Source organism: Streptantibioticus rubrisoli, assembly GCF_024436055.1.
Lineage (GTDB): Bacteria > Actinomycetota > Actinomycetes > Streptomycetales > Streptomycetaceae > Streptantibioticus_A > Streptantibioticus_A rubrisoli.
Genome location: NZ_JANFNH010000013.1, coordinates 18,171 through 34,080, shown reverse-complemented (window position 1 = coordinate 34,080; position 15,910 = coordinate 18,171). Strand labels below are relative to the sequence as shown.

Sequence of the window (15,910 nt, the reverse complement as noted above, 5' to 3'; positions counted from 1 at the left end):
CTAGGGGTCCTTTCTCAGGACGAGCCCAGCTCGTCGTCAAGCAGGTCGAAAAGCTCGTCATCTGTGGCTGTGTCGAGGTCGTGGTCGTCGTCATCGGAGGCACCGTCGCCGGTCGCGTCCTGCGCCTCCTGCCACTTGGCCATCAGGGTCCGCAGCCGCATGGTCACGCGGTCCCGGTTGACCCCGTCCGCGTTCGCCTCGCCGGAGCAGATCTCGGCCAACGTGGCTTCCAGCCGGTCGAGTTCGTCGAACACGGTCGGGCCTTCGGTGAGCGGCAGGGCGCTACGAAGGTGTTCGGCCAGTGCGGTGGGCGTCGGGTAGTCGAAGATCAGCGTGGCGGCGAGCCTGAGTCCGGTGGCGGCGCCCAAGCGGTTGCGGAGTTCGACGGCGGTCAGGGAGTCGAAGCCCAACTCCTTGAATGCGGCGCCCGGTTCGACGGCCGCCGCGCCGTCGTGCCCCAGCACACCGGCCACCTGGGTGCGCACCAGGTCCAGCAGCACCCGTTCCCGCTCGGCCGCGGGCAGCGCGGCCAGCCGCTCGGCGAGGCTGGTTGCCGCACCGGCCGCCAACGCACCGCCACCCGCCGTGCGGCGGCGCGGTGCGCGGATCAGACCGCGCAGCAGCGGCGGTACGGTGCCGTGGGCGCGCAGGCCGTCCAGGTCGAGCCGGGCGGCCAGCAGCAGACCGTCGGGCAGCGCACCGGCGGTGTCGAACAGCGCGAGGCCCTCGGCGGCCGACAGCGCGGCCATGCCGCCGCGGTTCATCCGGTCCAGGTCCGCCCCGCCGAGTTCACCGGCCATGCCGCCCTCGTCGGCCCACAGCCCCCACGCCAGCGAGACCGCGGGCAGCCCCTGGGCCCGCCGGTGCTGAGCGAGGGCATCGAGGAACGCGTTCGCCGCCGCGTAGTTGCCCTGCCCCGCGTTACCGAACACACCGGCCGCCGAGGAGAACAACACAAACGCCGACAGCTCACACCCGCGAGTCAGCTCATGCAGATTGAGCGCCGCATCCACCTTCGGCCGCAGAACCCGGCTGACCCGCTCCGCCGTCAGCGACTCAACAACACCGTCGTCCAGCACACCAGCGGTGTGGATCACGGCGGTCAGCGGGTGCTCGGCCGGGATCGCGGCCAGCACCTCCGCCAACACCTCCCGATCGGCCACATCACAAGCCGCCGACACGACATCCGCACCCAACCCCGCCAACTCGTCAGCCAGTTCAGCGGCACCCTCGGCCTGAGCACCCCGACGGCTGACCAGCACCAGACGCCGCACCCCACGCTCGGCCACCAGATGCCGGGCGACAAGCCCGCCCAGAGTGCCGGTCGCACCGGTGATCAGCACCGTGCCGTCCGGGTCCAACTGCGGCAGCTGTGCGTCCTCGACCGCCGCCACCCGGGCCAGCCGTGGTGCGTACACCGAGCCTGCGCGCACGGCGAGTTGCGGCTCGTCGGACGCGTCCACGGTCAGCGCCGCCGTCAGCTCCGGGAGCGAGGCGTCCTCACCGTCGAGGTCGACCAGCACGAACCGGCCGGGATGCTCCGCCTGCGCCGAGCGCACCAGTCCCCACACGGCCGAGTGCACCAGGTCGTCCACGTCCTCCTCGGCGTCCACCGCCATCGCGCCGCGCGTCACCACCGCGAGCCGGGTGGCGGCGAAGTCACCGGAGTCGAACCGCTCGTCGGCCAGCCACTCCCGCAGCAGCTCCAACACCTGGCCGGTGGCGGTGTGTGCCGCTTCCGCGATGCCACCGCGGACAGCGAGGTCCGGTACGTAGGAGACGAACACGATGTCCGGCGCACGGTCCCCGGTGGCCACCGCGTCGGCCAGTGCGGACAGGTCCCGGTATCCGGCGACCTGTCCGCCCGCCAGTTCCAGTGCGGTGCCCAGCTTCAGGTCGTCGCGGCCGATGACTGCCCAACGGCCGTGCCCGACGGCGTCCGCCGAGGTGGCCAGCGGGGACCAGTCGATGCGGAACAGCGACTGGTGGTACCGCGTTCCGGCGCGTGCCGCGGCGAGTTGGTCGGCGGCCAGCGGGCGCAGCACCAGCGAGTCCACCGAGAGCACCGGCTGCCCCGTCTCATCGGCCACCGTCAGCGCCACCGCGTCCGCTCCGGCCGCCGACACCCGAACCCGCAGCGCTGAGGCACCCTCGGCGTGCAGCCGTACCCCGTCCCAGGCGAACGGAAGGCGGGCCCCTGCGGCGCTGTCGGCGAAGAAGTCACCCAGGCTGACCGCGTGCAGCACGGCGTCCAGCAGCGCGGGGTGCAGTCCGAACCGCCCTGCCTCAGCGCGTTGTTCATCGCCGATGGTGACTTCGGCGTACACCTCGTCGCCGCGCCGCCAGGCGGCCTTCAGGCCCTGGAACAGCGGGCCGTAGCCAAGGCCGATCGCGGCCAGATCGTCGTAGAGGCCATCGACCGCCACCCGCTCCGCACCGCTGGGGGGCCACTCCACCAGCGCGGTCGGCTGCCCCGAGCCCGGGGTCAGCGCACCGCTGGCGTGCCGTGTCCAGGGCTCGTCACCGTCCGCGTCCTGCGGGCGGGAGTACACGTGCAGCGCGCGGCGGCCCGTCTCGTCGGGCTCGGCCACAGTGAGCCGGAGTTGCAGCGCGCCACGCTCCGACAGCACCAGCGGCGCCTCAAGGGTGAGTTCGTCCAGGGCATCGCAGCCGACCTGGTCCCCGGCCCGGATCGCCAGCTCCACCAGCGCCGCGCCGGGCACCAGCACCGTCCCGGACACAGTGTGATCGGCCAGCCAGGGGTGGGTGTCGAGGCCGAGTCGCCCGGTGAACAAGAACCCATCGGAATCCGGCAGTTCGACCGCCGCCCCCAGCAACGGGTGCCGCGCCTCGCCGAGTCCCGCCGAGACCACATCACCGACCAGCCCGACGGGGGCTTCCAGCCAGTAGCGCTGGCGCTGGAAGGGGTACGTGGGCAGGTCCACGCGGCGGGCGCCGGTGCCGGTGAAGTACGACTTCCAGTCGACAGGGACGCCGTTGACGTGCACCTGGGCCAGAGCGGTGGTCACCGTTTCGGCTTCGGCGCGGCCCTGCCGGAGTACGGGGGTGAAGGTCGCGTCCGCCGTCGTGCAGTCCTGTGCCATGGCGGACAGGACACCGTCCGGGCCGAGTTCGACGTATGTCGTTACCCCCTGCTCTTCGAGGGTGCGAATGCCGTCGAGGAACCGGACGGCCTCGCGCACGTGCCGCACCCAGAAGTCGGGGGTGCCGATCTCCTCGGCGGTGACCAGGGCGCCTGTGAGGTTGGAGACGATGGGGATGCGGGGGGCGTGGTAGGTGAGGCTGACGGCGACCTCGCGGAAGGCGTCCAGCATGCCGTCCATGTGCGGCGAGTGGAACGCGTGGCTGACGGTCAGCCGCTTGGTCTTACGGCCCTGCGCCTCGAAGCCCGCGGCGATCTCCAACACCGTCGGCTCATCGCCCGCGATCACCACCGACGAGGGCCCGTTGATCGCGGCAATGCTCACGCCGTCGCCCAGCAGTGGCGCAACCTCGTCCTCCGAGGCCTGCACCGCCACCATCGCACCGCCGCCCGGCAGCTCCTGCATCAAACGACCACGCGCCGCCACCAACGCGCAGGCGTCATCCAGCGACAGCACACCGGCAACATGCGCCGCCACCACCTCACCGATCGAGTGCCCGGCCAGGAAGTCAGGCCGCAGCCCCCACGACTCAACGAGCCGGAACAAGGCAACCTCAACCGCGAACAACGCAGGCTGCGTGTAAGCCGTCTGATCCAGCAGGCCGCCATCAGCCCCGAAGATCACATCCCGCAGCGGCACATCAAACCGCTCACACACCGCATCCAACGCCACGGCGAAGACCGGATACGTCTCGTACAGCTCCCGGCCCATACCGATCCGCTGACTGCCCTGCCCAGTGAACAAGAACGCGGTCTTACCTCCCCCAGCGTTCCCCAGCACGGCACCAGGAGCATCGGCACCTGCCGCCAACGCCTCCAGACCGCGCAGTGCTTCGTCCCGGTCGCGGGCGATCAGCGCCGCACGCCGGTCCAGTGCGGTGCGCGTGGTCGCCAACGAGTAGGCCACATCAGCCAGTTCAAGTTCTTCATCCTCCGCGACACGGGACCGCAGCCGCTCCGCTTGCGCGCGCAGCGCGTCCTCGCTCTTCCCCGACAGCACCACCGGCAGCACCGGCAGCGTCACCGACGCGGCGACACCGTCATCCGCGACGGTCGGTGCCTGCTCGATGATGGTGTGCGCGTTCGTACCGCTGAAGCCGAACGACGACACGGCGGCCCGACGCGGACGCCCGGTCCGCGGCCACTGACGCGCCTCGGTCAGCAACTCCACCGCACCCGCCGACCAGTCGACATGCGGCGTCGGCTGGTCCACGTGCAGGGTCTTCGGCAGCACACCGTGCCGCATCGCCATAACCATCTTGATGATCCCGGCAACACCAGCGGCGGCCTGCGTATGACCGAAGTTGGACTTGATGGACCCCAGCCACAACGGCTGGTCATCGCCGTGTTCGCGCCCGTAGGTGGCCAGCAGCGCCTGCGCCTCGATCGGATCACCCAACGTGGTGCCCGTACCGTGCGCCTCCACCACATCCACATCAGCAGCGGTCAACCGCGCGTTCGCCAACGCCTGCCGAATCACCCGCTGCTGCGACGGACCATTCGGCGCCGTCAACCCATTGCTCGCACCATCCTGGTTGACCGCACTACCGCGCACGACCGCCAGCACCGGATGCCCGTTCCTCCGCGCGTCCGACAACCGCTCCACCAGCAGCATGCCCACGCCCTCACCCCACGCCGTACCGTCCGCATCCGCCGAGAACGCCTTGCACCGGCCGTCCGCCGCCAAACCACGCTGACGGCTGAACTCCACGAAGGGTGCCGGTGTCGCCATCACCGTCACGCCACCGGCCAGCGCCAGCTCGCACTCACCGTTGCGCAGCGCCTGCACCGCCAGATGCAGCGCCACCAGCGACGACGAGCACGCCGTGTCAACGGTCACCGCCGGGCCTTCAAGCCCGAAGGTGTACGCGAGTCGGCCCGAGATCACGCTCGCCGCGTTGCCGGTGCCGAGGAAGCCTTCGACGCCCTCCGGGAGCACCGGCAGCCGAGAGGCGTAGTCGTGGTACATCACGCCCGCGAACACACCGGTACGGCTACCGCGCATCATCTCCGGGTCGATACCGGCGCGCTCGAACGCTTCCCAAGAGGTCTCCAGCAGCAGCCGCTGCTGCGGATCCATCGCCACCGCCTCGCGCGGGCTGATCCCGAAGAACGCCGGATCGAACCCGGCCGCGTCATCGACGAAGCCACCCTCGCGGGCATAGCTGGTGCCGGAACGGTCCGGGTCCGCGTCGTACAGCGCGTCCAGGTTCCAGCCGCGGTCGGTGGGGAACGCCCCGATGGCGTCCCGGCCGTCCATCACAAGCCGCCACAGGTCCTCTGGGGTTTCCACACCACCGGGGTAGCGGCAACCCAGGCCGACGATGGCGATCGGCTCGTCGTCGGCCACCACGACCGGCACGGTGTCGTCCGCCGTTGTCGGGGCCGCACCCAGTACCTCGGTATGCAGGAACCCGGCGAGCACGGTCGGGGTCGGGTAGTCGAACACCAACGTCGCGGGCAGCCGCAGAGCGGTTGCGGCGCCCAGCCGGTTGCGCAGCTCGACCGCACTCAGCGAGTCGAAGCCCAGCTCACGGAAGGAGCGGTCAGGTCCGACCTCGTCAGCGTCCGAGTAGCCCAGCACTGCGGCAACCTGGGTGCGTACCAACGCCAGCAGCTCGGCGCTCTGCTCCCCGCTCGGGAGGGCGGCGAGCCGCTGCGCCAGCGAGTTGTGGCGTTCCGCGCTCTGCGCGGTCCTGCGAGCGGCCGGTCCTGCCAGTGTGCGCAGCAGCGGCGGTATGGAGGCGCTGCCGCGCAGTGCGGCGGTGTCCAGCCGCAGGGGTACCAGGAGTGCTTCGTCGCCCAATCCGTGGGCTTCGTCGAGGAGTTCGAGGCCCTCGGTGGCGCTCAGGGCGAAGACGCCGCCACGGTTCATCCGGTCCAGGTCCGCCTCGCCGAGTTCACCGGCCATGCCGCCCTCGTCGGCCCACAGCCCCCAGGCCAGCGAGACCGCGGGCAGCCCCTGGGCCCGCCGGTGCTGGGCGAGGGCATCGAGGAACGCGTTCGCCGCCGCGTAGTTGCCCTGCCCCGCGTTACCGAACACACCGGCCGCCGAGGAGAACAACACAAACGCCGACAGCTCACACCCGCGAGTCAGCTCATGCAGATTGAGCGCCGCATCCACCTTCGGCCGCAGAACATCGCTGACCCGCTCCGGGGTGAGCGACTCGACTATGCCGTCGTCCAGCACACCAGCGGTGTGGATCACGGCGGTCAGCGGGTGCTCGGCCGGGATCGCGGCCAGTACCTCCGCCACCACCTCCCGATCGGCCACATCACAGGCCGCCCACACGACATCCGCACCCAAACCCGCCAACTCGTCAGCCAGTTCAGCGGCACCCTCGGCCTGAGCACCCCGACGGCTGACCAGCACCAGACGCCGCACCCCGCGCTCGGCCACCAGATGCCGGGCGACAAGCCCGCCCAGAGTGCCGGTCGCACCGGTGATCAGCACCGTGCCTTCGGGGTCGTACGGCCGTACATCGGCGGCGCTGCCCGTGGTGACCCGGGTCAGCCTCGGGGCCATGGCGCGGCCGTCGCGAACGGCCAGCTCCGGTTCTGGTAGCGCAAGCAGTGCTGGATCGAGCTCCGGCGCGGACGGGTCGAGGTCGACCATGGCGAACCGGCCCGGGTTCTCCGACTGCGCCGAGCGCACCAGGCCCCTTACCGCCGCCCCCGCCAGGTCGTCCGGACCGTGCGTGACGAACACCAGCCGTGCGTCCGCGAAGCGCTCGTTTGCGAGCCACTCCTGGAGCAACACCAGCGCCCGCTGGGTCGCGAAGTGCACATCCCCGGCGGAAGTCAGGCCCTCCGTGGAGGCGTCGACAACCACGGTGGCAGGCACCGGAGTTGCCAGCCCGGCCAGGCCCTCAGGGCCAAGCAAGGTGTACATCGGCCGCTCGGCAGTCTCCGCAACCGGCAGTTCGGTCCACTCGACCCGGAACAGTGACTCGTGCCGGACCCGCCGTACCTGCTCGGCCGACACACCCCGCAACACCAGCGACTCAACCGACGCCACCGGCCGCCCAGCACCATCAGCCACCGCCAACGACACCGCGTCCGGCCCAACCGCCGACACCCGCACCCGCAGCACCGAAGCACCCACGGCATGCAACGACACACCACTCCACGCGAACGGCAACCGCGCACCACCGTCAGCGAAGAAACCACCCAACCCCACCACATGCAACGCCGCATCCAACAACGCCGGATGCAGACCATACGCACCAGCCCGCGACCGCTGCTCCTCCCCCAACTCAACCTCGGCGAAAACCTCCCCACCCCGACGCCAAGCCCCACTCACCCCACGGAAGACCGGACCATACGAAAGACCAGCATCCGCCAACCCCTCATACAACCCACCCACACCAACAACCTCAGCCCCCACCGGAGGCCACACACCAAAGTCAAACTCCGCCACACGCCCGGCAACCCCCAACACACCACTGGCATGCCGCACCCACGGCTCATCCTCGAACCGGGAGTAGAGGGACACCTCACGACGCCCGGAGTCATCCGGCGCGCCGAGTACCAGCTGTATCCCCACCGCACCGTTCTCGGGCAGGGTGAGCGGCGCTTCGAGGGTGAGTTCCTCCAGGTGGTCACAGCCCACCTGGTCTCCGGCATGCGTCACAAGCTCCACGAACGCCGTGCCGGGCAGCAGCACCGTGCCCATCACGGTGTGATCGGCCAGCCACGGGTGCGTACGCAGCGACAGTCGGCCCGTGAACACCAGAGTGTCGTCGTCCGCCAGCGAGACCGAGGCTCCCAACAGCGGATGGTCGGCCGCCACCAGCCCAAGACCAGCGGCATCACCGGCACCCGGACCGTCAGCCGGACGAGGCCAGTAGGCGCGGCGCTGGAAGGCATACGTGGGCAGGTCAACGCGGCGCGCGCCGGTGTTCGCGAAGTACGCCTGCCAGTCAACGGAGGCGCCGTTGGCGTACGCATGGCCGACGGCGGCGGTGAGGGTTTCCGGCTCAGGGCGGCCGCCGCGCAGTACGGGGGCGAACACGGCGCCTTCCACGCACTCCTGCGCCATGGCGGACAGCACGCCGTCCGGGCCGAGTTCCACGTATGTCGTCACGCCCTCGGCCGCCAACGCCTTTACGCCGTCGAGGAATCGGACGGCCTCGCGCACGTGCCGGACCCAGAAGTCGGGGTCGCGGATCTCCTCGGCGGTGACCAGGGCGCCGGTGAGGTTGGAAACGATCGGGATACGCGGCGCGTCGAACGCCAGCCCCGACGCCACCTCGCGGAACGCCTCCAACATGCCGTCCATGTGCGGCGAGTGGAACGCGTGACTGACGGTCAACCGCTTGGTCTTACGCCCCTGCGCCTCAAAACCGGCAGCGATCTCCAACACGGCCGACTCGTCACCCGCGATCACCACCGACAACGGTCCGTTGATCGCAGCAATGCTCACGCCCTCAACCAGCAGCGGCGCAACCTCGTCCTCGGACGCCTGCACCGCCACCATCGCACCGCCACCCGGCAGCTCCTGCATCAAACGACCACGAGCCGCCACCAACGCACACGCATCATCCAGCGACAGCACACCCGCCACATGCGCCGCCACCAACTCACCAATCGAATGCCCAGCCAGGAAGTCAGGCCGCAGCCCCCACGACTCCACCAACCGGAACAACGCCACCTCAACCGCGAACAACGCAGGCTGCGTATAAGCCGTCTGATCCAGCACATCACCATCAGTGCCGAACAACACGTCCCGCAGCGGCACCTCAAACCGCTCACACACCGCATCCAACGCCTCGGCGAAGACCGGATAGGCCTCGTACAGCTCCCGGCCCATCCCCAGCCGCTGACTGCCCTGACCGGTGAACAGGAACGCCACCTTGCCCCGGCCGTCCGCCGTGCCCCGGGCCGCCCCGAAGGCGTCGGCACCCGCCGCCACCGCATCCAGTCCGCGCAGCAGCTCATCGCGATCGTTGACGGTCAACGCCGCCCGGTGCTCCAACGCCGCACGGGTCGTCGCCAACGAATAGGCCGCGTCGACCAGTTCCAGGTCCTTATCGGCAACCCGGGACCGCAGCCGCTCCGCCTGCGCGCGCAGCGCCTCCTCGCTCTTACCGGACAGCACCACCGGCAGCACCGGCAGCGTCACCGACGCGGCAACGCCGTCGTCCGCGACGGTCGGTGCCTGCTCGATGATGGTGTGCGCGTTCGTACCGCTGATGCCGAACGAGGAGACGGCGGCCCGGCGCGGGCGCCCGGTCCGCGGCCACTGACGCGCCTCGGTCAGCAACTCCACCGCACCTGCCGACCAGTCGACATGCTGGGACGGCTGGTCAATGTGCAGCGTCTGCGGCAACACACCATGCCGCATCGCCATCACCATCTTGATCACACCGGCAACACCAGCGGCCGCCTGGGTATGGCCGAAGTTGGACTTGATGGACCCCAGCCACAACGGCTCGCCGTCCGCCCGCTGCTGCCCATACGTGGCCAGCAGCGCCTGCGCCTCGATCGGATCACCCAACGTGGTGCCCGTACCGTGCGCCTCCACCACATCCACATCGGCCGCGGTCAACCGGGCGTTCGCCAACGCCTGCCGAATCACACGCTGCTGGGATGGACCATTCGGCGCCGTAAGCCCGTTGCTCGCACCGTCCTGGTTGACCGCACTACCGCGCACGACCGCCAACACCGGATGACCGTGGCGCTGGGCGTCCGACAACCGCTCCACCAGCAGCATGCCGACGCCCTCGGACCACCCCGTACCGTCCGCATCCGCCGAGAACGCCTTGCACCGGCCGTCCGCCGCCAGACCACGCTGACGGCTGAAGCCGACGAAGGTTCCGGGCGTGGCCATGACGGTCACGCCACCGGCCAGCGCCAGCTCGCACTCACCGTTGCGCAGTGCCTGCACTGCAAGGTGCAGCGCCACCAGCGACGACGAGCACGCCGTGTCGATGGTCACCGCCGGGCCTTCCAGGCCGAAGGTGTACGACACCCGGCCCGAGACGATGCTTCCGGTGCCGCCGGAGCCCAGCGAACCCTCGATCGCGTCGGGGGTGTTCTCCAGAACCGCCGCGTAGTCGTGGTACATCACGCCCGCGAACACACCGGTACGGCTACCGCGCAGCGTCGCCGGGTCGATGCCCGCCCGTTCGAAGGCCTCCCAGGTGGTTTCCAGCAGCAGCCGCTGCTGGGGGTCGGTGGCCAGCGCCTCGCGCGGGCTGATCCCGAAGAACGTGGGGTCGAAGTCGCCCGCGTCGTGCAGGAAGCCGCCCTCGCGGGTGTAGCTGGTGCCGGGGTGGTCGGGGTCGGGGTGGTAGAGCGCGTCAACGTCCCAGCCACGGTTGGTCGGGAACGTGGTGATCCCGTCCCGCCCCTCGGCCACCGCCTGCCACAGTTCCTCGGGCGTGGTCACGCCACCGGGGAAGCGGCAGCTCATCGCCACGATGGCGATCGGCTCGTCGGCGGCCGCTCCCGCGGCAGTCACCGCGGCGCCAGGTGTGCCCTGCGTGCCGGTGATCTCGGCGTGCAGATGGCGGGCGAGTACGAGGGAGGTCGGGTGGTCGAAGATCAGCGTGGCGGGCAGCCGCATGCCGGTCTCGGCACCGAGCCTGTTGCGTAGTTCGACCGCCGTCAGCGAGTCGAAGCCCAACTCCTTGAAGGCGCGGTCGGGTTCGACGGTGTGCACGGAGTCATGGCCGAGCACGGCGGCGACGTGCGTGCGCACCAGGTCGAGCAGTACGCGCTCGCGCTCGGCCTCGGTGAGGCCGACGAGGCTCTGCGCCAGCGCCGACCGGTCCGCCGCCTCCGCCGTGCGCCGGGCCGGGGTACGGACCAGTCCGCGCAGCAGGGGCGGCACCGCGCCGGTGACGGCGTTGGCGCGCAGGGTGGCGAGGTCAAGCCGAGTGGGCACAAGCAGCGGCTCGCCCAACGCGACTGCGGCATCGAGGAGTTGGCATCCCTCGTCGGCGGACAGTCCCTGAACCCCGCTGCGGTTCATCCGGTTGACGTCGGCCTCGTCCAAGCCGCCCGCCATACCGCCGTCGGTGTCCCACAGGCCCCAGGCGAGGGACACGGCGGGCAGGCCCTGGGCACGCCGGTGGTGGGCCAGAGCGTCGAGGAACGTGTTCGCCGCAGCGTAGTTGGCCTGGCCGGGGCTGCCGAAGACACCGGCGGCGGAAGAGAACAGTACGAACGCCGATAGATCGCAGTCGCGCGTCAGGTCGTGCAGATTGAGTGCCGCTTCCGTCTTCGGGCGCAGGACGTTCCTGATGCGATCGGGGGTCAGCGACTCTATGACACCGTCGTCCAGTACACCGGCGGTGTGAATGACGGCGGTCAGCGGGTGCTCGGCCGGGATCGCGGCCAGTACCTCCGCCAGCGCGGCGCGATCGGCCGCGTCACAGGCTGCCCAGGTGACCTTCGCACCCGACTCCGCCAGCGCGGCGCCCAGTTCGGCGGCGCCCTCCGCCGTCGCGCCCCGGCGGCTGACCAGCAGCAGATGCCGTACCCCGTGCTCGGCCACCAGGTGCCGGGCGACAAGCCCGCCCAGGGTGCCGGTCGCACCGGTGATCAGCACCGTGCCGTCGGGGTCGTACGGCGGTACGTCGGCGGCGCCGCCCGTGGTGACGCGCACCAATCGGGGTGCCCGCAGGGCGCCGTCACGTACGGCGACCTCCGGTTCCTCGGACGCGCATGCGGCTGGCAGCAGTGTGCCGGGGCCATCGAGGTCGACCAGTATGAAACGGTCCGGGTGCTCCGACTGCGCGGAACGCACCAGGCCCCAAACCGCCGCATGGGTTAGGTCGTTGACCGCCTCATCGGCGGCCGCAGCCACCGCGCCCCGCGTGACGAACACCAGGCGCGAGTCGGCGAGGCGCTCCACCGCCAGCCAGGACCGCACCAGGTCAAGTGCCTGCTCGGTCGCCTCGGTGACCGTCCCGGCACGTGTCTGTGGGGCCAGGACCACATCGGGGGCCGCCACCGATCCGGAGTCCACGGCCGCCACCAGCTCGGCGAGGTCCGTGAACCGCTGCACCGGAAGCCCGGCCGTCAGGTCCTCGTCCTCCGTACCGAGCAGCGCCCACTGTCCGGCCGGAACCGCCTGTGGTGCGGGGAGGTTGGTCCATTCGACGCGGAACAGTGACTCGTGCCGGACCCGCCGTACCTGCTCGGCCGACACACCCCGCAACACCAGCGACTCAACCGACGCCACCGGCCGCCCAGCACCATCAGCCACCGCCAACGACACCGCGTCCGGCCCAACCGCCGACACCCGCACCCGCAGCACCGAAGCACCCACGGCATGCAACGACACACCACTCCACGCGAACGGCAACCGCGCACCACCGTCAGCGAAGAAACCACCCAACCCCACCACATGCAACGCCGCATCCAACAACGCCGGATGCAGACCATACGCACCAGCCCGCGACCGCTGCTCCTCCCCCAACTCAACCTCGGCGAAAACCTCCCCACCCCGACGCCAAGCCCCACTCACCCCACGGAAGACCGGACCATACGAAAGACCAGCATCCGCCAACCCCTCATACAACCCACCCACACCAACAACCTCAGCCCCCACCGGAGGCCACACACCAAAGTCAAACTCCGCCACACGCCCGGCAACCCCCAACACACCACTGGCATGCCGCACCCACGGCTCATCCTCGAACCGGGAGTAGAGGGACACCTCACGACGCCCGGAGTCATCCGGCGCGCCGAGTACCAGCTGTATCCCCACCGCACCGTTCTCGGGCAGGGTGAGCGGCGCTTCGAGGGTGAGTTCCTCGAGGTGGTCACAGCCCACCTGGTCTCCGGCGCGGATCGCCAACTCCACGAACGCCGTGCCGGGCAGCAGCACCGTGTCCATCACGGTGTGGTCGGCCAGCCACGGGTGGGTGTCGAGTGCCAGGCGGCCGGTGTAGAGGAAGCCGTCGGTGTCGGCGAGCGCCACGGCCGCGCCGAGCAGCGGATGGTCGGCGGCGCCAAGTCCGGCCGCCGTCACGTCGCCGGTCGGGTAACCGGCGTCAAGCCAGTAAGTCTCGCGCTGAAACGCATACGTCGGCAGGTCAACGCGCTGCGCACCGGTACCGGCGAAGACCTCGTCCCACGCCAGCGGCACGCCGCGCACATGCGCTTCGGCCAGCGCGGTGGCAAGTGCTTCACCCTCCGGGCGACCGCTGCGCAGTACGGGAAGGAACGCCTTGCCGTCAATATCCGCCACGCACTCCTGCGCCATGGCGGACAGCACACCGTCCGGGCCGAGTTCGACGTATGTGGTTACGCCCTCGGCCTCCAAGGCGCGGATGCCGTCAAGGAACCGGACGGCCTCGCGCACGTGCCGGACCCAGAAGTCGGGGTCGCAGATCTCCTCGGCGGTGACCAGGGCGCCGGTGAGGTTGGAGACGATCGGGATACGGGGTGCGTTGAACGCCAGCCCCGACGCCACCTCGCGGAACGCCTCCAACATGCCGTCCATGTGCGGCGAGTGGAACGCGTGGCTGACGGTCAACCGCTTGGTCTTACGCCCCTGCTGCTCAAATCGCTCAGCGATCTCCAGAACCGCGGCCTCATCACCAGCTATCACGACCGACGTCGGCCCGTTGATCGCGGCGATGCTCACGCCCTCGCCCAGCAGCGGCGCAACCTCGTCCTCCGCCGCCTGCACCGCCACCATCGCGCCGCCACCTGGCAGCTCCTGCATCAAACGACCACGCGCCGCCACCAACGCACACGCATCATCCAGCGACAGCACACCCGCCACATGCGCCGCCACCAACTCACCAATCGAATGCCCAGCCAGGAAGTCAGGGCGCAGCCCCCACGACTCCACCAACCGGAACAACGCCACCTCAACCGCGAACAACGCAGGCTGCGTATAAGCCGTCTGATCCAGCACATCACCATCAGTGCCGAACAACACGTCCCGCAGCGGCACATCAAACCGCTCACACACCGCATCCAACGCCTCGGCGAAGACCGGATAGGCCTCGTACAGCTCCCGGCCCATCCCCAGCCGCTGGCTGCCCTGACCGGTGAACAGGATGGCGAGCTTGCCGCGCTTGACCCTGCCCTTGATGGCGCCCGCCGCCGGGCGGCCGTCGGCCAGCGCCTGCAGAGCGGTCAGGAAGCCGTTGCGCTCCCCCGCCACCACCACGGCACGGTGCTCGAACGCCGCCCGGCCGGTGGCCAGGGAGTAGCCGACATCCGCGGTGGCCACCTCGGGGTGTGCGGTCACCTGGGCCAGCAGGCGCCGCGCCTGCTCCCGCAGCGCATCGGGGGTCTTGGCCGACAACGGCCACACCGGCAGCGCGGTGCGCCGCTCGGCGTCGGTGGCGTCCTCCTCCGGTGCCTGTTCCAGCACCGTGTGCGCATTGGTGCCGCTGATGCCGAACGAGGAGACGGCGGCCCGCCGGGGACGGCCGGTCTGCGGCCACTCCCGGGACTCGGTCAGCAACTCGACCGCGCCCTTGGTCCAGTCGACGTTGTGCGTGGGCTCGTCGACGTGCAGGGTCTTGGGCAGGATGCCGTGCCGCATCGCCATGACCATCTTGATGATCCCGGCGACTCCAGCGGCGGCCTGGGTGTGGCCGACGTTGGACTTGATCGAGCCCAGCCACAGCGGTTGGCCTTCCGGGCGGCCCTGGCCGTAGGTCGCCAGCAGTGCCTGCGCCTCGATCGGGTCGCCCAGTGTGGTACCCGTTCCGTGTGCCTCCACCACGTCGATGTGGGTGGTCGACAGTCGCGCGTTGGCGAGCGCCTGGCGGATGACCCGCTGCTGCGAGGGGCCGTTGGGCGCGGTCAGTCCGCTGCTGGCGCCGTCCTGGTTGATGGCGCTGCCGCGGACCAGTGCCAGCACCTGGTGGCCGTTCTTGCGGGCGTCGGACAGCCGCTCAAGCAGCAGCATGCCCGCGCCCTCGCCCCAGCCGGTGCCGTCGGCGGCCTGGGCGAAGGACTTGCAGCGGCCGTCGAGCGCCAGCCCGCGCTGGCGGCTGAACTCGGTGAAGGTGCCCGGTGTGGACATCACGGTGACGCCACCGGCCAAGGCCAGCGCGCACTCGCCGCTGCGCAGCGCCTGTGCGGCCAGGTGCACGGCGACGAGCGAGGAGGAGCAGGCGGTGTCGATGGTCACCGCCGGGCCTTCCAGGCCGAAGGTGTAGGCCACCCGGCCGGAGGCGATGCTCCCGGAACTGCCGTTGCCGAGGAAGCCCTCGACCTCCTCGGGGACGGTGAACAGCCGCGCGGCGTAGTCGTGGTACATCACGCCCGCGAACACACCCGTACGGCTGCCGCGCAGCGTCGTCGGGTCGATCCCGGCCCGCTCGAACGCCTCCCAGGAGGTTTCCAGCAGCAACCGCTGCTGCGGGTCCATCGCCACCGCCTCGCGGGGCGAGATGCCGAAGAAGGCAGGGTCGAACTCGGCGGCGTCGCGCAGGAATCCGCCCTCGCGACGGTACGGCACGGTGTTGCCGTCCGCGTCCGGCTCCGGGTCGTACAGCACGTCGGTACCCCAGCCGCGGTCCTGCGGGTAGCCGGAGACCGCGTCGCCGCCGCTGGCGACGAGCTGCCACAGGTCTTCGGGGGAGTGCACGTCCCCGGGGTAGCGGCAGCTCATCGCGACGACGGCGATGGGCTCCTGGTCGCGTTCTTCCACCTCGCGCAGTCGTCGGCGAGCCTCGCGCAGATCGGTCGTCGCCCGCTTGAGGTAATCGAGGTACTTCTCCTCGTTCACCATTTACGCCGTCCCAGTGGTGAGAGTGGTGGGAA

1 protein-coding gene is annotated in these 15,910 nt (G+C 70.3%); it reads right to left on the bottom strand.

All coding sequences use genetic code 11. From position 1 onward, the window contains the following. Positions 1 to 14: 14 nt before the first annotated feature. Positions 15 to 15,878, bottom strand: a complete 15,864-nt coding sequence (locus NON19_RS14570; protein ID WP_255928094.1) for a type I polyketide synthase — start codon at positions 15,876 to 15,878, stop codon at positions 15 to 17. Between the last annotated feature and the right edge of the window lie 32 nt (positions 15,879 to 15,910).

Bases quoted from the DNA above. Each gene is read 5' to 3' on its own strand.
- NON19_RS14570 (WP_255928094.1), bottom strand. From the start codon at position 15,878: ATGGTGAACGAGGAGAAGTACCTCGATTACCTCAAGCGGGCGACGACC.